The organism is Streptomyces venetus, from assembly GCF_039540295.1.
Classification (GTDB): Bacteria; Actinomycetota; Actinomycetes; order Streptomycetales; family Streptomycetaceae; genus Streptomyces; species Streptomyces venetus.
This window is the reverse complement of the sequence record NZ_BAABET010000001.1, coordinates 714,290-732,909: the sequence shown is the minus strand read 5'-3', so window position 1 is coordinate 732,909 and position 18,620 is coordinate 714,290. Positions and strand designations below refer to the sequence as shown.

Sequence of the window (18,620 nt, the reverse complement as noted above, 5' to 3'; positions counted from 1 at the left end):
ACGATTCACCGTCAGGCGCGGACGGCTCGGGCAAGGGAGGGCAGGGGGGCGGCGGTCAGCTGAGGGGGAACCCGGTCGCGGAGCCGGTCCCGCATGCTTCCCCGCCAGGCCAGTCCACTGCCATCGGTGGCGCCCGCGCTGTTCACCCAGTCTTCGGCCACATACCCGTCGAGCCCGAGTTCCGCGACGAGAGCCGAGCCGAAGACGGCGTCCGTGTGATGGCACACCCAGGCGATCGGCGGCTGAAGACCGTGCGCGGCGACCAGCCGGGAGATCTCCGCGGCGTGATCCCTGCCCCGCAGCCACCAGAACCGGCAGATGTCGGCGAACTGCCCCAGCCGCACGTTTTTCTTGAGGATCGTGCGCTGGAACCAGGCTTCCCGGAACAGATGGAGGACCAGGAAGAGGAAGTCGTACGGGACGGCCAGGGCCGGCAGCACGTCACCCCCCGAAGGTCCCGGAACGGCCACCTGTTCCAGATCGGCGAGCACCTCGTCCATGGGTAACTGCCAGCCACTGGTCTGCCAGGTGAGGCTGAAGGCGACGTCGACCACATGGAAGGGAATGCTCTCCCCCTCCGTCACCCGCAGGAAGTGCGGCAGGTGATCGCGGTGGAGCCGGTAGAGAGCCTTGTCGGCCCGCCCCAGCTCCACCACCCGACCGGCCTTGTGGTCGTACGTCACAGCGCCGGAGTAGCCCAGATCGCCGAGGAGTGCCGCGACCTTCTCCCGGTCGTCGGGGTGCGCCATGAGATCGATGTCGCCGAAGGCCCTGACCCCCCGGCCGCCGTACGTGGTGAACTGGCACACGACGCCCTTCGTGCAGGCCAGAGACATCCCGGACGCGTCGGCCGCGGCGCCGATGCGGAGCGCCTCGGCGGTGGCGAGCGCGGTCTTGTGCCGGTTCCAGTACAGCGAATCGATCAGATGCCGCCGCAGCTCCAGTGGGAACAGATCGGTGCGCTCCACCTCGATGACATGGGCTGCCAGGGCCGGGAGCAGCGCGTGCCGGGCCGCCTGGCTGATCAGCTCATCGACGTCCAGCGGGCCGCTGAGCAGCTCGGCAGCGGCTGCCGCAGCCCGCGGATCCAGATCCGCCGTGCATACGTGGCCCAGCAGCCGCCAGGCGTTCTCGCGCTCCGAGCGCTCGGTCACCCGGTGCCTCCAGACTCGGTGCGCGGCCGGGCAGGGCTCAACGCGCCTGTCCGGCGTACTGGGCGGTCGTACGGTGGACCCGGCGGTGCAGACCGGGGGGAACGGCCTCGCCGCGGTGGAGCAGCGAGGGGTTGTCCCACACCAGCAGGTCGCCGGGGCGCCAGACATGGACGTACTGCCACCGGGGGTGCAGCGTGTGGGCGTACAGCTCCTCGAGCAGCTCGCGGCTCTCGTCCTCGGGCAGGTCGACGACCCGGTCCAGGCACATCTCGTTCAGGTACAGGGCCGGCTCACCGGTGACCGGGTGGGGGCGGACCAGCGGATGCGTCACGGGCGGGAAGGCGGCGAGCTCGGCCTGTGCCTCCTCGTCCGACACGCGCTTCGAGGCCCGCCGCAAGGTCGAGAAGTTGCGCCCGAAGTCGTGTACGGCGTGCAGCGAGGCGATCCGCTCGCGCAGCCGGGCCGGCAGCGCGGCCAGCGGCAGGCGGATGTCGTTGAAGTGGGTTCGGCCGCCTTCCGGCGGCACCGCGACCCCGTACAGGAGCGTGGTGTCCGTGGGCTCCGCCCGGAACGAGGCGTCGCTGTGCCAGTGTTCGGCGGGCCGCCTGTACGCGCGGGGCGGAGATTCGCGGAACACCTCGACGTACGGACTGTCCGGGTGGGCGTGCGTGGGGTCCCACGGCAGCATGGGCCGGCCGAAGAGGGAAGTCACCTTCAACTGTGCCTCGGCGGTGAGACTCTGGCCCGAGAAGAGAAGTAACTGGTGTCTGTGCAGTGCCTCGATGAGTTCCGCCGCGTGCTCCTCGGCCTCCGGCGTGCCGAGGCCGGCGTCGAACACCTCGACGCCGAAAGATCCGTTCAGGGGCTTACAACTGAACATCCGAAGGACTCCTTGCCGCAAGTTTCGCCGTCATCCGTACGTGTCGGAGAGCGGCCCGTACTCCACGGGACCGCCCGCCTCCTCGCGCACCGCACCCAGCGGTGTGCGTCGGCCTCAGAGAGTCTGAGCCGCGAGCGCCGTCATGCCCCGCCGACCGCACCGCTCCGCGAGCCGGCGCGGTAACAGCCGCCCCACTCCTCCGCGTTGCAGCACCCAGACCTCCGCAACACCGGGGCGGTACGGGGCGGTGCCGCCCCGCGCGATTGCGGCCCGGGTCCCCGACGGGGACAGCCGGCAGAGCGTCCGTACCGGCGTCCCGCGACAGCAGGGCGCACGAGCGATCCGCAGGGATCTCCGGGCACGTGGTCAGCAACTGGTGGTAGCGGCGTGAGTGGCGTACATCTGCGGTACATGAGCCGGAGTGCGGCCCCATATGCCTGGGTCACTGGCCGTATGACGAACTCGCCATCGGACGCGTCCCTCATCATGGGGTCCCCTCCCTTCAAGCCGCCTGGCGCCCGATGCATTACACCGCAGACTCCGCCGGATATCAGCGGGGCGGGCGTGGGACCTTGGTCCTATTGATCGAGAACGAGCGGCCCTGACACGCTGTCCGGGCACGGACGCTGCGGAACCGGAAATCCTTAACGCCCCCGTGATTTCCGAAGATGCGCCCTGACCTCGTTGCCGCAGTCATCCGAAAGAGTGGTCCTGGTGGTCGCCTTGCGTCGGATCCCATACCATTGGCGTCCACTTCGGGGGGGATATGGGCTTAAGACTGCGGAAGACATATCCAGCAGCCTGCTGCGCGCTGTGCGCCTTCTTGGCCGTTGGCTGCACTCGGTCCACACCAGGCACTCAGGCGCCCTCATCGCCAACGGTTTCGTCCAGCCCCGGCTCCAGCCACTCCACCGCGAGCGAGGGTAGGCGCGGAAGCCGTGAGTCATCCGGGCCAGGTGCGAGCAGTGAGAGTCGTCGGAGCACTGGAGACCCTGAGGTGCCGCCGGTGGCTTCGCCCTCGGCGGAGACGACCGGACACGAAGATCCCTACAACCCGAGCGTTGGGCCTACAGAGGAACCCACCGACCCGTGTGAAGAAGGATCCGACTGTCCAGAACCGCCCGTCGTAGAGCCCGCGGATACGTGCGACCCAGGCTCTGACTGCTCGGAGAGCCCAGTCATCAGCGCTTCGGCTACGCCGCATGATCCTTCTACCAGGATCAGCTCACCCGGCGTGACACCGCCGCCACCCACCTCGTAGAGGTACCATGCCGAACCCTCCAGCCTCAGGCCGATCTCCGCTGCCCCGGCCCCGTTTTCGACCGGGGCAGCCAAATGCTCGCCGACCAACGGCCGTGAACGACCCGTCGTTGGCTCCCAGGCCCACACCGCGTCCTCGACGCCTACCTCCGCAGGCTGGTACGCGAAGCCCTGTCCGCCCATCGCGTCGCCCTCCTCTGCCGACAGAGGCGAACACCAACTCGGCCGAATGGATCAACACCGTTGTCGCCGCCGGCTCGCTCTTCACAGCCTTGATGTTTTACGCGGGGGCGATGTACAACAACGCTTTCTACTCCTATTTCCGCCTGCAGTCCTTCTCGCTAGGCCTGAGCTTTACCGAGATTGCACTCAAGAGCCTGCAGCTGATCACCATGCCGGTACTTGCCGTAATGACCGTGATGGTGATCATGCCTCGGCTGCCCCAGGCCTTGGCCTCTCTGGGACTCTCTGAACGGATCACGCGAAGCGCCCAACAGGTGGGCACAGAGATTGCCCGGCGGCACTTACTGTTTGTCCTCGCCGGACTCTGTCTCATGGCCTTCTGGCCTTACGTCCAGCCTTTTGGCTGGACCGCCCCCGTCACCGTGGCCTTCGGCTTGCTGATGGGGTTGTTCACGCCTGGCGACCAGAAGCCCTGGCAGCGGGGAGTGAGCCTCACTATGGCAGCATTGCTGTTGGTGTGGGCGGCCGGTATGGCGGCAGGCCAGCAAGGCAGAGCAGCCGCAGAACGAACAGCCGACCATTTGGTGAGTCGCACTGCCGTGGTGGTCCTCAGCACCGATCGTCTCAGCATGCCGGGGTCCCCCGGTCCACTGGTGGAGGACCTGGGAAAGGACCAGCACTACCGGTACCGGTACAGCCAGCTGCGCTTGCTCGTCCAGCGCGACCAGCGCTATTACGCCCTACCTCTGGGCTGGCACCACCACACCGGCCCCACATACGTCATCGTCGACGACGACAACCTGCGTATCGAGCTGTACCCAGGCACACAGCCGCCTCGCTGAACACTGCTCTTAGAACTGACGGACCTGCAGGTGACGGAATTTACGGCGTGCTGGGGGAGCCTGTGAGCTGCAGGCGTGGTGCTGGCGGCAACGGCGTAGGCGCTCCCGTCTCTGGTGCGGCGCGGAACGCCTCGATCACGTAGGCGGCGAAGCGGCGGGAGGCCGTGGCCCGGGCGGCACGCGGCGTGCCTTGGAGGCCCCGGTGGGCCATGAGCATGAGGATCAGGTCGTCGACGACGAAGCCGGGACGCAGCTGGCCGGTCTCCTGGGCGCGGCGGGCCAGTTCTCCGACCGCGCGCAGAGTCTGCTCTTGGTCGGCGGCGAAGTCCATGGCCTCGGGGAAGGCCGTCATGAAGGCGTCGGCGAATCCCCGGCTGTGCGCGTGGAGTTCGCAGATCCGCTCGATCAGGCTCCGGAATCCGTGCCACGGGTCCGGGTCCGAAAGGGCGTCGCGGACGGCGGCGTGGCAGGCTCGCCGCTGCTCGGCGAAGGTCTCCGCGATCAGTGCCTGTTTGGCCGGGAAGTGCCGGTACAGCGTGGCGGGGCCGACGCCTGCGTGCCGGGCGACCTCGCGCATGGGCGCACTCAGGCCCTCTTCGCCGAACACCGCGCGGGCGGCGTCCAGGATGCGGGCGCGGTTGTCTCGGGCGTCGGAGCGCACGGTCTGAGGCAAACGACTGGTCATCGATTCTCACTTTAGCCAAACGGACGGGGGCGTCCGTTACGGTCCGATGGCGGTGCTGCCGCCCCGTCCCGGCACTTTGCCGGTGGTGCCCCGGCCGTGGGGGCCGGCTCGACGCCCGCGGCCGCAGCAGCTGCGATCCGTCCTTCCACCGACCCGAGGAGCCGAGATGAAAGCCGTCGTGATCAGGACGTTCGGAGACCCCGATGGCCTGGAGATCGTCGATGTGCCCGCGCCCGTTCCTGCCCCGGGGCAGGTGCGGATCGCCACGGAGGCGATCGGGGTAGGCGGCGTGGACGCCGTGATCCGCCGGGGAACGCTTGCCGCCTACGGCTTCCGGGAGGGCCATATCCTCGGCAGCGAGGTTGCGGGAAAGGTCACCGCGGTGGGAGGGGGCGTGGACGCCTCGTGGATCGGGCGGCGGGTGTGGGCGTTCACCGGCCTGTCCGGTGGGTACGCCGAGCAGGCCGTCGCCTTGATCGAGGACGTCCTTCCGCTGCCCGACGGCCTGACCGGCGCTGACGCGGTGACCCTCGGCGGCTCCGGCGTGGTCGCCCACTTCGCCCTGGACCGGGCCCGTTTCACGTCCGGCGAGACGGTGCTCGTGCGCGGTGCTGCGGGCAGCATCGGGATTACGGCGGTCCAGCTCGCAGCCAGGGGCGGTGCGAACGCGGTGGCGGTCACCACCTCGTCGGTGGAGCGTGGCGCCCGCCTGCGGGACTTGGGCGCGACTCATGTCCTTGACCGCTCCGGTGAGGGCGGCTCGGACTCACCGGCGGGCTTCGACGTGGTGATCGATGTCGTGGGGGGTCCCCAGCTTTCCCTTTTCCTGGACAAGTTGACCTCCAACGGGCGGTACGTGGCTGTCGGTGTGGTCGGTGGGCAGCCGCCGGCGGACTTCGGCATGCGGCTGATGGACGCCTTCCGCAGGTCGTTGTCGTTCGCCACTTTCAGCTCTGACACCGTGCCCGGCCCCGACCGGCAGGCCGTGCGGTCGTCCCACTTCGCCGATGCTGCGCACGGGGACCTGCGCACAGTCGTGCATGCGGTGTTGCCGCTGGACCAGGCGGTGCTGACCCACCGTGAGATGGACGCGGGGAAGGTGTTCGGCAGGGTTGTGCTGGCGCCCTGAGCCGGGCCGGGACGGTGTTCGCGGCCCCAGTCAACGAAATGGGACCCGCTCAGATCGTGGCCAAGCACCCTGAGAAGGCCACCAACCGGGTTCCTGAAGCTGTCCAAAGAGAAGCCGAGAACAACTGCAAGGCGGAGGAAACGACCCGCTGGCTACCCCTGTACGGCATCGCGTTTTCCCTGCTTGCGCTCGCCTTGTTTGCTGCGTGGGATCGGTGGCGGCGCAGACGAAACGGAGCACAGGGAAACGCCGGCGCCAGTACCGCCCCATCGAGCGCATGAGGGCGGGTTGGCCATTCGCTGACGTACGCAGACTCAAATCCACTGGCGAGCCGAGCATCTCCCCTCAGCCCACCACCGCCCCCAGCTCCCATCCCGTACGCCATGGGCCGCGTCTGCTCGGCTCTGCCTGGGTCGACGGTGTGCGGGATGGGAGCCCCCTCATAAATGAGGAAGTAGGAGCAGTCGGGGCCTCGCGGGTCTGGCGGGCCGGTGGCATCGCCCGGCCTCGTGTCCGCATCGGATCGCCGGGGAGGTGGAGGCAGTCGTGTGTGAGTCGCGGCGTCGGCATCCCGGCTGGGGGCCTCGCAGGCTGGTGCACGAGCTGGAACGCAGGGGCATCGCACCTCGACGCGGCCACCCGCAGAAACCCGGTACCAGCCGGACAGCCCTGGAGCCCGCCTTGATCACCAAGTGGGCGTCCGGAGCTTCGTCTCACCAACCGAGAACTGCTCTGACCAGCAAAAAGCCCTCCCCAAAGGGAGGGCGGAGACTTGCGCCCCCGGCAGGACTCGAACCTGCGGCCAAGCGCTTAGAAGGCGCCTGCTCTATCCACTGAGCTACGGGGGCCGGGTGTGGTGGCCTCTGTCGTGGTGCCCTGGTGTGGGCCGATCCGTGACGTTGCCGGGGACAAGGATAGGGCTCCCGCGTCCTTGTCCCTGTTGCTTCGCCTCCGTGGCTCGATGTGGAGGTTCGGTGAAGCGGTCCTGATAATCGCAGGCAGGTACGAATCGTGCATCGCTTTTGGCGCCTGACGCATCGGGTGTTGTGCACTCGTTATGCCTGGAGTGTGCCCCTGTCCCACTAGTCCCTTCCGTCCCTTGTGTTCCGTCGGCGCGCAGACATGCTCATATGCTTCAGTAATCCCCTAAAATTGGGCATTCTTCGCATGTGGTGACCTTGGACGTACGGCCTCAGCTGCTCGACGCACTTTCCGCCCTGCGCGACCGTGTCGCCGCCGCACGCTTCCCGCTGCCCCTGGCGGGGGCCCCACGCGCGCGTGCCAACCGCGACGAACTGCTCGCGCAGCTCGACGACTACTTGGTGCCCCGGTTGCGGGAGCCCGAAGCGCCGCTTCTGGCCGTCGTGGGCGGATCGACCGGAGCCGGAAAGTCGACCTTGGTGAACTCGCTCGTGGGGCGGCGGGTCAGTGAGGCGGGCGTGCTGCGGCCGACGACACGGACCCCCGTACTGGTCTGCCATCCGGAGGACCAGCACTGGTTCAGCGGGATGAGGGTGCTGCCAGACCTGACGCGCGTGTGGGTGGCCCAGCAGGAATCCACGGACGACCTGCTGCTCCCGGGCGAGAACCCCGCGCGCGTGCTGCGCGTCGAGACCGCCGCCACGCTCCCGCCCGGCCTCGCCCTCCTCGACGCACCCGACATCGACTCCCTGGTCTCCGACAACCGCGTCCTGGCCGCCGAGCTGATCTGCGCTGCCGACATCTGGATCATGGTCACCACGGCCGCCCGCTACGCCGACGCCGTGCCCTGGCACATGCTGCGCACCGCCAAGGAGTACGACGTGACCCTCGTCACCGTCCTCGACCGGGTGCCCCACCAGGTGGTCGCCGAGGTGTCCCGGCAGTACGGGGCCCTGCTCACCAAGGCCGGTCTCGGGCACGTGCCGCGGTTCACCGTGCCCGAACTGCCCGAGTCGGCCTGGGGCGGCGGGCTGCTGCCGGCCACCGCCGTGGCCCAGCTGCGCAGCTGGCTGGTCCACCTGGTCCAGGACCCGGCGGCCCGCCAGCAGGTCCTGGCCCGCACCGCCCACGGCGTCCTCGACTCCCTCAAGTCCCGGATGCCCGCACTCGCCGGTGCCGCCGCCGCGCAGTACGCCGCCGCCCTGCGGCTCACCGCCGCCGTCGACGGGGCGTACGACAGCGAGTACACGCGCGTGCGGGGCCGATTGCAGGCCGGGGCCGTGCTCGCCGGGGACGCCCTCAAGCGGTGGCGCGCCTTCCCCCTGGACTGCACCGCCGGTGAACTCCTCGACGCGCTCGTGGAGAGCCTGAGCACGCTGCTGCTGTGCGCCGTCACCGCTGCCGACGAGCGCATCGACGACGCCTGGCGGCGCGAACCGGCCGCGGCCGCACCCGGGCTCGCCGACCGTGAACCCGCGGCGGAGAGCGCCGAGCACCGGATCGGACTCGCCGTACGACGCTGGCGGCGGGAGCTCGAGGAGTACGCCGATGACGAGGTGCGCGAGCTCGACCGGAACCTCGCGCCCGACCCCGAGCAGGTGGCCGCCCTGCTCGCCACCTCCCTGCTGGGCGGCCGACGGGGGCGGATGGCAGGGGAGAGCCTCGCCGAGCGGATCGGCGCCCACGCCGCGCTGCGGCTGCGCGACCGGGCCGGGCGGCTGCTCTCCGACTACGTGGACCGGGTCCTGCACGTCGAACGCGAGCGCCGGCTCGCCCCGCTCGACGCGCTCGAAGTCCATCCGGAGCCGCAGGCCGAACTCATCGCCGCGCTGTCCGTACTGCAGAAGGAGAGGTGACCGGTGACCGCCGTCACTGACCAGGACCACACCGAGCACGCCGATCAGCCGGGGGACGGGAGCAAGGCCGGATCCGCCGACGCCGAGAGCTCACACGCGAAGACGGCGGCGCGGACGGCCGAGAATCCGTCCGGGAGCGGGAGCGGGAGCGGGAGCGGGAGCGGGAGCGGGAGCGAGGGCGGGGACGGCACCGCCCACGCGCGCGTGCGGGACGGTGACTCCTCCTCGAGTAGGGGCTCGACGGGCCGTACGGATACCGGGAGCAGGACGGATACCGGGAGCAGGACGGATCCCGCGAGCACGACGGGTGCCGCGAGCCGGACGGGTGCCGCGAGCCGTTCGGAGGCCGGGGGACGTTCGGAATCCCGGGGCCGTCCCGACTCCATGGACCACACCGACTCCACCGACGCCTGGGACGACGGGCTCATCGCGCGGCGGGTCAACGAGACCGTCGGGGGCGACGAGTACGTCGTCATGGACAGCCGTGCAGCCACGCCGCAGACGGTGGCCCCGTTGGTGTACGACTCGGGGCTGCGCTCCCGGCTGGAGGCGTTGCGCGAACTGGTGGGGCTGTCCCGTACCCGGCTCGACAGCCGGACGCTGGCACGGGCGGGACGGGTGCTCGACGAGGCGTCCGCGCGCCGCAGGCTCTCCGGGCAGCACACCGTCGTCGCCATCGCGGGCGCCACGGGCAGCGGCAAGTCGCAGCTGTTCAACGCGCTCGCCGGGGTGGCCATCTCGGAGACCGGCCTGCGCCGTCCCACCACAGCGGCACCCATCGCGTGCAGTTGGAGCGACGGGGCGGCGAACCTCATCGAACGGCTCGGCATCCCACCGCGGCTGCGCCGGCGCCCGCTGCCCACCGCCGGGGACGCGGAGTCGCCCCTTCGCGGGCTCGTCCTGATCGACCTGCCCGACCACGACTCGGCGGTCGTACAGCACCGTGAGCACGTCGACCGCGTCCTGGGGCTCGTCGACGCGGTCATCTGGGTCGTCGACCCGGAGAAGTACGCCGACGCCGTCCTCCATGAGCGCTATCTGCGGCCGATGGCGGCCCACGCGGAGGTCATGTTCGTCGTCCTCAACCAGGTCGACCGGCTGCCCGGGGAGGCCGCCGAGCAGGTCCTCGACGACCTGCGGCGGCTCCTCGACGAGGACGGCATCGCCCTCGGGGAGTTCGGCGAACCCGGTACGACCGTCCTCGCACTGTCCGCGCTCACCGGGGAGGGCGTCGGCGAACTGCGCGAATCGCTCGGCCAGTTCGTCGCGGAGCGCACGGCACCGGCCCGCCGTATCTCGGCCGACGTCGACATCGCGGCGGCCCGGCTCAGGCCCGTCTACGCCACCCGGCGGCGGACCGGGCTCAGCGAACAGGCCCGGGAGGAGTTCTCCGACCGGCTCGCGGACGCGGTGGGCGCCACGGCGGCGGGGGAGGCGGCCGAGCGCGCGTGGCTGCGCAACGCCAACCGCGCCTGTGGTACTCCCTGGCTGCGGTTGTGGCGCTGGTACCAGGATCGCGGCGAGCCCACCACGGGCCGGCTCGCCGGACGCACGCAGGCCGACGAGGAGGCCACCGCCAGGCAGCGGGTCGAGACGGCGGTGCGGATGGTGGCCGACCGTGCCTCGGCCGGGCTGCCCGCACCCTGGGCCCAGGCGGTGCGCGAGGCGGCCGCCCGGGGCTCCCAGGGGCTGCCCGAGGCGCTGGACGAGCTGAGCGTGCGCGCGGGAGTGCCAACGGGGCGGCCGCCGCGGCCGGGGTGGTGGCCGATGGCCGTGCTGGCCCAGGCGTCCATGACGATTCTTCAGTTCCTGGGTGGTCTGTGGCTGCTGGGGCAGATCCTCCAGATCATGTCGCCGAACCTCGGCGTGCCGGTGCTGCTGATGATCATCGGCATCGTCGGTGGACCGCTCATCGAGTGGAGCTGCCGGATGGCGGCGCGCGGCCCGGCCCGGCGCTACGGCCTGGAGGCGGAACGCCGGCTGCGGGAGGCGGCGGCCGGGTGCGGGCGGGCACGGGTGCTGGATCCGGTGGCGGCGGAGTTGCTGCGGTACCGGGAGGTTCGGGAGCAGTACGGGAGGGTGGTGGGAGTGGGGAGATGAGGATGGCGCCGGGGCGTTGAGCCCGGCTCATGGCTCCCGGATCCAGGAGCTGCGGTGGGCGGGCTCGAGGCCCGAGTGGTGGCTTCGGAGGCATGACGGTTGTGACGGACCGTGTGCCTCCATGGGCTGAGGGCGGCGTCCGGCCGGGCGCCGCCCTCAGCCCATGAGTAAGCCGGACCCCCCCGTGAGTACGCAGCCCCCCGTGAGTACGCAGCCCCCCGTGAGTACGCAGCCCCCCGTGAGTACGCGGCCCCCGTGAGTACGCGGCCCCCTGTGTGTACGCAACCCCCCTCGGCATCACCCGCCCGGGTGGCGGCGTTGTCCACAGGTCAGCGGTGGTCCACAGCGCTCAGCGGGCTCGGCCCGGCGGCGGCAGTCTGGTGGGCACAGCGGTACGGGACAGGCCCGTACGAGTGTCGGCACCGGGGCCGGAGCCCGGGCGAGGGAGGGGTTCGCGATGAACGAGACGATGGTGTGCGCGGTCGGGCGAGTGGCGACGCAGCCGGTGTACCGGGAGGTGGCGTCCGGCCCGTCGGCGAGGTTCCGGCTGGCGGCGACCGCGCGCTACTGGGACCGGGAGAAGAACGTGTGGACGGACGGGCACACCAACTTCTTCACGGTGTGGGCCAACCGCCAGCTCGCCACGAACACGGCGGCGTCGCTGACGGTGGGGGAGCCCGTGATTGTGCAGGGCAGGCTGAAGGTGCGGTCCGATGTGCGCGAGGGGCAGAACTGGACCTCGGCGGACATCGACGCGGTGGCGATCGGTCACGATCTCGCCTGGGGCACCTCGGCGTTCCGGCGCGGGAGCAAGACGGAGACCGCGGGCGCGCCGGCACAGTCCGAGCCCAACTGGGAGACACCGCCGGACGGTTCCGCGGAAACGGCGGCGGCAGCAGCCCAACCTCCTTCAGAACCAGCAGTGCTGACGTGACGTCAATCACTGCGTGAGCCGCCCGAACTGTCGCTTATCGGCAACTGCACACCGGAAAGTCAGGCGTGGATTTGTCGATAAGCCCTGCTCACAAGGGATCTTGGCGATAACGATTCCGAGTCGGATCACTCGTCCGACTGTCTCACCGGCGAGCGGGGTCGGTCGCATCCCTAGGATGCCGGGAAAGCTTTCGAGGCTCTTGGGGCCTGCGAGGCTTCTGATTCTGCTGGTGGGACCGTACCCCCCACATCGACGGGTCCTGCTCGAAGGGGAATTTGGTGATTGCTTCGTTCTCTGCGGTGCGCGTACGCAGGCGAGGGACGGCCGGCCTCGGCGCCGCGACCCTGGTGTCCGGGCTGGTCGCCGCTGGCGTGGTGGCCGGTGCCGGCCGGGCGGCCGCCGACGAGACCACGCAGAGTCAGGGCGGAGCGACCGCCACGATAGCGGGGCTCAAGACGTACGGCACCGCCGTGATACACGGTGGCACCGGGGACCAGCAGGTCTCGGCGGGTCTGTTCGAGATGTCCGTCGACGGCGGCGGCATGCTCCAGACGTACTGCGTCGACCTGCACAACCCCACGCAGCGGGATGCCAAGTACCACGAGACGCCGTGGAGCGGCACGTCCCTGGGTGCCAACAAGGACGCGGGGCGGATCCGCTGGATCCTGCAGAACTCGTATCCGCAGGTGAACGACCTCGCGGCGCTCGCCCGGAAGGCGGGTGTCCGGGGCGTGCTGACCGAGCAGGACGCGGCATCGGGCACGCAGGTGGCGATCTGGCGCTACTCGGACGACGTGGCCGTCGACGCCCTCGACCCGCAGGCCGAGCAGCTCGCCGACTACCTGGAGAAGAACGCCCGCGACCTGCCCGAGCCCAGGGCCTCGCTCACCCTCGACCCGCCTGCGGTCTCCGGGCGGCCGGGCGAGCGGCTCGGACCGGTGACGGTGCACACCAACGCGAGCAGCGTGACGGTGTCGCCGCCCGCGGACGCGGCCACGAGCGGGGTGCGGATCGTCGACAAGCAGGGCAAGGCCCTCACGTCCGCGGCCGACGGCGGGCAGGTGTTCTTCGACGTGCCCGAGGACACGGAGTCGGGCACGGCCGACCTGACCGTGCAGGCTTCGACGACCGTGCCGGTCGGCCGGGCCTTCGCCTCCGAGAGCCGGAGCCAGACGCAGATCCTGGCCGGGTCGAGTGAGTCGACGGTGTCGGCGACGGCCGGCGCGACCTGGGCGAAGGAGGGGCCGATCCCGGCGCTGTCGGCGGCGAAGAACTGCGCCGACGGGGGAGTGGACGTCATCGCCTCGAACAAGGGCGACGAGCCGTTCACCTTCGAACTGGCCGGCCTTGAGCACACCATCGCCCCGGGCGAGTCCCGTACGGTGACGGTGCCTCTCCAGGAGGACCAGGCGTACGACTTCACGATCCACGGCCCGGGCGGCTTCACCAAGCGCTTCACCGGCATGCTGGACTGCCAGACCCAGGGCAGCGAGACGGGCACGGCCACCCAGACCCTGAGTGAACCGAGCCCGGCGACGGTGGGCGGCACGGCCACGGACACCAACCTCGCCGAAACCGGCGGCTCCGAGGTCACACCCCTGATCGCGGGGATCGCCATCACCCTGGTCCTGCTCGGCGGAGCGACCCTGGTCGTACTGCGCCGCAAGGAGACGCCGACGGGAGACTGACCGCGGCCCCGGCGGGCGGGGGCCCTGATCGGGCCTGGGGCCAGCCGACGGCGGGTGTGCGAGCGGGAGGCGGGTGTGCGAGCGGCCGGGTCTCACACTGACTCGTGCCGCAGGTGCAGAAGCCCTTCGATGGACTCCAGCCGAGCCCGCAAGGTGGTCCCGGGGGTCGTGGTGGTCGTCAGCACGAGGACTCGGCATTCCGGGTGCGCGTCATCGAAAGGTTCGTCTTCGTCGTCGCCGGGGACTTCATTGGGCTGGACCTCGACCCGCACGCTGTGGTCGTCAGCGAGGTGGTAGACGCCCCGGAAGTGGCTCTCTCGCTCCGTGAAAGTCATTCCCAGGCGGACGCTCACAAGCCGTACCAGATCATCGACGGTGTGCGTACTGGTGCCGTATGTGTCGTAACTAGCCATGGCCAATGGGACCTTAATGCCTGCCTGCTCGGCGTCCCACTCCTTTGCGGCTCGCTGTTTGCGTCCCTTCTAAGCTCAGCCCATGAAGATCACCGTGCGGGCAGCAGACGCGGCAGATCTGTCAGCTCTGCTGGCCCTCTACAGGGAACTGAACCCCGATGACGCGCCGTTGCCCCACGCCACGGCAGAGGCCGTCTGGGCAGCCATACGCGGTCAGCAGGGGCGGACCGTGCTGGTCGCCGAGGCTGATGGCGTCGTGGCCGGGGCGGCGGACTGTGTCGTCATGCCGAACCTCACGCGGGGCGGCCGGGCCATCCTGTTCGTGGAGAACGTCGTGGTCGCGGGCCACTTCCAGCGGAGGGGTGTCGGGCGGCAGCTGATGGAGGCAGCCGTGCTGTTGGGGGAATCCGCCGGCTGCTACAAGGTGCAGCTGCTGGCGGCGGATGACGCGTACGTCCACAGGTTCTACGAAGCGTGCGGGTTCGGCGCCCTGGCGCAGGGGTTCCGTCGCTACGTCCAGTGATCGCGCGCTTCTCTCACGGAACCGAACCACGTCCCGCGACGTGTTCCAGGACAAGGGGTGGTGCCTCACGCTGCGATCCGATCAAGATCGAGGCAAGGCCGGTGCGGATGTCAGTGCCGGAAGGGATACTTGCGGCGACGGATGACCATGGGGGAGGTCACAGTGACACACCTGCCGACGAGCAGCGCACCACCACCGGGCACGGGGACGCCCGTTCTCCCTGCCCAGCCGGTGCGACCACCCCAGGCGCCGCAAGGCCGTGCAGAGCCTCAACCCCGCCGTACCGCCTTCGCCGAGGGTGTCGACCGGCTCCGGGACGCCGCCACCACGGAACCCGGCCGGCTCCGCATCATCGGCGCCGTCCTCGCCCTCCTCGTCGTCGCCTTCGGCGCCGTCACCGCCTGGCAGATGACCGAGCGCGCGGCCGCCGCCGACGACGTCCTCACCAGCAGCCAGCCCCTCAGCTCGGACGCGGCGGACATCTACCGTTCCCTTGCGGACGCCAACACCGCCGCCTCCAGCGGTTTCCTCGCCGGTGGCCAGGAGACGGCCACCTCCCGCGACCGGTACGAGAAGAACATCCGCACGGCCGCCGAGAAGCTCGTCAACGCCGCCGCCAACTCGGACCCCGACTCCCCGTCGGCCACGACCATCGCCGAGCTGAACAGGCTCCTCCCGGAGTACAAGGGCCTGGTCGAACGTGCCCGCACCTACAACCGCCAGGGCTTCCCGGTCGGCGGCGCCTACCTGCGCTACGCCAACGAGAAGATGCAGCAGCAGATGCTCCCGGCCGCGGAGGATCTGTACAAGAAGGAGAACCAGCGCCTGCGCGCCGACTACGCGGACGCCACGCCCTACCCGTGGGCCGCCATCGCCCTCGGCATCGCCGCGCTGGCCGCTCTCGCCTGGGCCCAGCACCGCAACTACCGGCGCACGAACCGTGTCCTGAACCACGGCCTGGTCGCCGCCACGGCAACCGCGACCGTGGTCCTCCTCTGGCTGGTCGTCGGCCACAGCCTCGCCCGCGCGGGCCTGAACGACTCCTACGACCACGGCGTCCGCTCCCTGAACGTCCTGCACGACGCCCGCATCGCCTCCCTCAAGGCGAGGGGCAACGAGAACCTGACCCTGGTGGCCCGCGGCGCGGAGACGAAGAAGGTCGGCGAAGAGACCTACGACGCCTACGACTACGCCTTCCGCGCGGACATGAAAGCCCTGGGCGCGTACCTGGCGGACGCCGGGAAGCTCGCCGACGACACCTCGGGCGAGCGGCCCGTCACCGCCGCCGTCGGCAACATGACGGAGTGGAAGAAGCGCCACACCGCGGCCCGCGAGCAGGACGAGAACGGCAACTACCAGCGCGCGCTGGGCATGGTCATCGGCACCAAGGACGCGACCGGCGAGTGCTTCGACAGCGTCGACGAGAACCTGCGCACGGCACTCGCGCACGAGGAGACCGAGTTCAAGCAGGCCGCCGGCGACGGCCGGGACGCCCTGACGGGCCTGGCGGCGGGCGCGGCCGTACTCGCCGTGCTCGGTGCCGCGGGCGCGGTCCTGGGCATCGGCCGCAGGCTCTCGGAGTACCGGTGATCGGGACAGGGGTGAAAGGGGGCGTGACCATGCGAGCACGACGTCTGCGGGCCAGTCTGAAGGGCTGGGGCGGGGTGGCCGCGATGGCGGTCGTCTGCGCCCTGGTGGCGGTCTTCGCGCTGTGCGTCCCCCTGTCCACATCGGCCCTGGTGGACGGCCAGGCCGTCTCCCAGAGCACCGGGGCCAAGGCCGGAGAGACCGAGAAGGCCGAAGAGGACTGCGAGGCCCCCGAGAAGCAGACCCTGTCCCCCTCCTCCGCGGACGGCGACACCATCGAGGCGATCAAGAACCGCGAGGGCGAGAAGCGCAAGCTGATCGTCGGCGTCGACCAGAACAGCTACCGCTGGGGCTACCGCGACCCCAACAGCGGCAGGACGGCGGAGCTGGAGGGCTTCGACATCGACCTGGTCCACCGCATCGCCGAGGACATCCTCGGCGACCCGGACGCGGTCCAGTTCAAGGCGATCCCCACCGACCAGCGCATACCGGCGATCCAGGACGGCCGCGTGGACATGGTCGTCCGCACGATGACGATCAACTGCGACCGCATCAAGGACGTCGCCTTCTCCGCGCCCTACTTCAAGACGGGACAGCAGGTCCTGGCCCCCAAGTCCTCGCCCGTCAAGGGCTACGACGACACGCTGGCGGGCCGCAGGATCTGCACGGCGGCGGGCTCCACGGCCCACTCCACGCTGGAGGAGGACCAGAAGGACGGCAAGCTCCCCGCGACGACCGACATCTCCGGGACCGTCCCCAACCAACTCGACTGCCTGGTGCGGCTCCAGCTCGGCGAGGCCGACGCCGTGGTCACCGACGGCGCGCTCGCGGCGAGCCAGGCGGCCCAGGATCCGACGGTCCAACTCAAGGGCGACGCCTTCACTGCCGAGTACTACGGCGTGGCGATGAAGAAGGACGCGGACGATCTGGTACGCCGGGTCAACCAGATCCTGGTGGACTACCGCGAGGACACCACGAAGGGCTGGCAGGCGTCGTACGGGAAATGGCTCTCGGCGACACTGGGCAAGGATGCGAGGAAATCGGAGCCACCCGCACCGCAGTACCGCCGCACCACCTGACAACTCGACCGAACCCCCAACCGGCACAACCGCAGCGAGAGGTGATCGATGGGCGTCACGGGATCCACCGGGCCGGTGATGGACCGGGACGAGGTGGACCGTGCGCTGGCGCGGCTCGGCGCGGAGCACGAGGCGATCGAGACCTCGCTCCTCGCCCTCCAGGACCACGCGGGCCGCAGACTCCTGGAGGGCGCCGAACTCACCGGCGTCACCCGGGACCGCTGGACGTCCACGGAGGCGTCGATCACGCTGCTGTGGACCTACTTCGACGCGTACGCGGACGCTCTGCGCACCGCCCGGGAGATCCGTGCCCGCCGCCGCTGGTCCAGCCGCGAGGACCTGGTGGAGCTGACGGACCTGCTGACGGGCGAGTCGGTCACGGTCGCGGGCAGCGCCACCGCGACGGCCCACGCCCCCACTCCGCAGGGCTCGCCGAACAGACTCAGCGAACGCTACTCGCTCGGCACCCTCGTCGACCGGATGAACGAGCTGTACGCGACGAGCCTGGACATGGTCGTCGCCGCCGACGCGGTCTGGTCGGCGCTGCCCGCCCGGATCGACCTGCTGGCGGCCGAACTCCAGCGCACCCGCCGCCTCGCGCACTCGGTCGGCGTGCGCCCCGGCGAGCACCCGGCGGGCGACGACCTGGAGCGCATCACCCGCACCCTGACCAGGCTGCGCGAGGAGGTCGTCTCGGACCCGCTGGCGTACTGGCAGGCCGCGGAGGGCAGTTCCGCTCCGGGCGGCGGCAGGCCGGACACCACGGTGTACGACCGGGAGGCACGCGCCCTGGAGGACGTACGGCGGGAGATCGACGCCGTGCTGACGGTACGTCAGGACGCCGAGACGCGGATCCTCAAGCTGCGGGACATCCTCAGCCGCGCGGACCGCACGCTCGCCGAGGCCCGCACCGCCCGGGGCGAGGTCCTCGCGAAGATCGCGGCGACGGAGGTGCCGGTCGTCAGCGGGCCGCCGACGGCGTTGCAGGAGCAGCTGGCGACGGCCGCGGAGTACCGCAGGCAGGCGCAGTGGCACCGCCTGTCCCCGCTCCTGGAGTCCCTGGAGCAGAAGGCCGAGGACGAACTGCTGCGCGCCCGTGAGTCGTTGACCGCGGTCACCGCGCCCCTGGCCGTCCGGGCCGAGCTGCGGGGCCGCCTCGACGCGTACAAGGCGAAGATCGCCCGGCACGGCTTCGCCGAGGACACGTTCGTCATGGAGCGGTACGAGAAGGCGCGCCGCATGCTGTGGAGCGCCCCCTGCGACCTGCGCGCCGCCGAACAGGCCGTGCTGCGCTACCAGCAGGCGGCCGCGGAACTGCTCGGCGGCCCGCGGGTCCCGGACCAGGGCATGTCCGAGGACGACCGGCGGGGGCCCGGCGCATGAGCG

At 70.5% G+C, this 18,620-nt stretch carries 14 protein-coding genes, 1 tRNA gene and 1 pseudogene; 11 read left to right on the top strand and 5 right to left on the bottom strand.

The window, feature by feature from the left end:
* Nucleotides 1–11: 11 nt before the first annotated feature.
* Nucleotides 12–1,154, bottom strand: a complete 1,143-nt coding sequence (locus ABEA82_RS03185; RefSeq protein ID WP_345659778.1) for a nucleotidyltransferase family protein — start codon at nt 1,152–1,154, stop codon at nt 12–14.
* A 37-nt stretch (nt 1,155–1,191) separates the two neighbouring features.
* Entirely contained in the window at nt 1,192–2,034 is an 843-nt protein-coding gene (locus ABEA82_RS03180; RefSeq protein ID WP_345659777.1) for a TauD/TfdA dioxygenase family protein, read from the bottom strand.
* A 1,553-nt stretch (nt 2,035–3,587) separates the two neighbouring features.
* Here ABEA82_RS03180 and ABEA82_RS03175 point away from each other — a divergent pair.
* On the top strand, nt 3,588–4,319 hold the full coding sequence (locus ABEA82_RS03175; RefSeq protein WP_345659776.1) for a hypothetical protein: 732 nt from the start codon (nt 3,588–3,590) through the stop codon (nt 4,317–4,319).
* Nucleotides 4,320–4,359: 40 nt separating this feature from the next.
* Here ABEA82_RS03175 and ABEA82_RS03170 read toward each other — a convergent pair whose 3' ends face one another.
* Nucleotides 4,360–5,004 carry a TetR/AcrR family transcriptional regulator gene (locus ABEA82_RS03170; RefSeq protein WP_345659775.1) on the bottom strand — a complete coding sequence of 215 codons (645 nt, stop codon included), beginning with the start codon at nt 5,002–5,004 and terminating at the stop codon, nt 4,360–4,362.
* Nucleotides 5,005–5,170: 166 nt separating this feature from the next.
* Here ABEA82_RS03170 and ABEA82_RS03165 point away from each other — a divergent pair, with 166 nt between their 5' ends.
* Nucleotides 5,171–6,133 (top strand): zinc-dependent alcohol dehydrogenase family protein, encoded by a 963-nt coding sequence (locus ABEA82_RS03165; protein ID WP_345659774.1) that lies wholly within the window; start codon nt 5,171–5,173, stop codon nt 6,131–6,133.
* Between the two features lie 468 nt (nt 6,134–6,601).
* Nucleotides 6,602–6,760: pseudogene (locus ABEA82_RS03160) on the top strand (RecX family transcriptional regulator); the annotation flags it as partial.
* A gap of 148 nt (nt 6,761–6,908) precedes the next feature.
* On the opposite strand, the gene ABEA82_RS03155 reads toward ABEA82_RS03160, so the two are convergent.
* Nucleotides 6,909–6,981: transfer RNA gene (locus ABEA82_RS03155), tRNA-Arg, on the bottom strand.
* A 321-nt stretch (nt 6,982–7,302) separates the two neighbouring features.
* On the opposite strand from ABEA82_RS03155, the gene ABEA82_RS03150 reads away from it, so the two are divergent.
* The 4 genes from ABEA82_RS03150 to ABEA82_RS03135 all read left to right on the top strand — a co-directional run bounded on the left by ABEA82_RS03150 (nt 7,303) and on the right by ABEA82_RS03135 (nt 13,632).
* The gene (locus tag ABEA82_RS03150; RefSeq protein ID WP_345659773.1) at nt 7,303–8,910 is read left to right on the top strand and encodes a dynamin family protein; all 1,608 of its coding nucleotides are present in this window, start codon (nt 7,303–7,305) and stop codon (nt 8,908–8,910) included.
* Nucleotides 8,911–8,913: 3 nt separating this feature from the next.
* Nucleotides 8,914–11,010, top strand: a complete 2,097-nt coding sequence (locus tag ABEA82_RS03145; RefSeq protein ID WP_425588470.1) for a YfjP family GTPase — start codon at nt 8,914–8,916, stop codon at nt 11,008–11,010.
* A 457-nt stretch (nt 11,011–11,467) separates the two neighbouring features.
* The gene (locus ABEA82_RS03140) at nt 11,468–11,944 is read left to right on the top strand and encodes a single-stranded DNA-binding protein (protein WP_345659771.1); all 477 of its coding nucleotides are present in this window, start codon (nt 11,468–11,470) and stop codon (nt 11,942–11,944) included.
* 278 nt (nt 11,945–12,222) lie between these two features.
* On the top strand, nt 12,223–13,632 hold the full coding sequence (locus tag ABEA82_RS03135) for a Cys-Gln thioester bond-forming surface protein (protein ID WP_345659770.1): 1,410 nt from the start codon (nt 12,223–12,225) through the stop codon (nt 13,630–13,632).
* 92 nt (nt 13,633–13,724) lie between these two features.
* On the opposite strand, the gene ABEA82_RS03130 is transcribed toward ABEA82_RS03135, so the two are convergent.
* The gene (locus ABEA82_RS03130; protein WP_345659769.1) at nt 13,725–14,045 is read right to left on the bottom strand and encodes a hypothetical protein; all 321 of its coding nucleotides are present in this window, start codon (nt 14,043–14,045) and stop codon (nt 13,725–13,727) included.
* Nucleotides 14,046–14,127: 82 nt separating this feature from the next.
* Between ABEA82_RS03130 and ABEA82_RS03125 the strand changes: the two genes are divergently transcribed.
* From ABEA82_RS03125 to ABEA82_RS03110, 4 genes are all read left to right on the top strand, one after another.
* On the top strand, nt 14,128–14,568 hold the full coding sequence (locus ABEA82_RS03125) for a GNAT family N-acetyltransferase (RefSeq protein WP_345659768.1): 441 nt from the start codon (nt 14,128–14,130) through the stop codon (nt 14,566–14,568).
* Nucleotides 14,569–14,715: 147 nt separating this feature from the next.
* Nucleotides 14,716–16,158 (top strand): hypothetical protein, encoded by a 1,443-nt coding sequence (locus ABEA82_RS03120; protein WP_345659767.1) that lies wholly within the window; start codon nt 14,716–14,718, stop codon nt 16,156–16,158.
* Nucleotides 16,159–16,187: 29 nt separating this feature from the next.
* Nucleotides 16,188–17,234 (top strand): glutamate ABC transporter substrate-binding protein, encoded by a 1,047-nt coding sequence (locus ABEA82_RS03115; RefSeq protein ID WP_345659766.1) that lies wholly within the window; start codon nt 16,188–16,190, stop codon nt 17,232–17,234.
* Between the two features lie 48 nt (nt 17,235–17,282).
* A complete protein-coding gene (locus ABEA82_RS03110) occupies nt 17,283–18,617 on the top strand; it encodes a coiled-coil domain-containing protein (protein ID WP_345659765.1) in 1,335 nt (444 codons plus the stop codon).
* Nucleotides 18,618–18,620 lie beyond the last annotated feature (3 nt).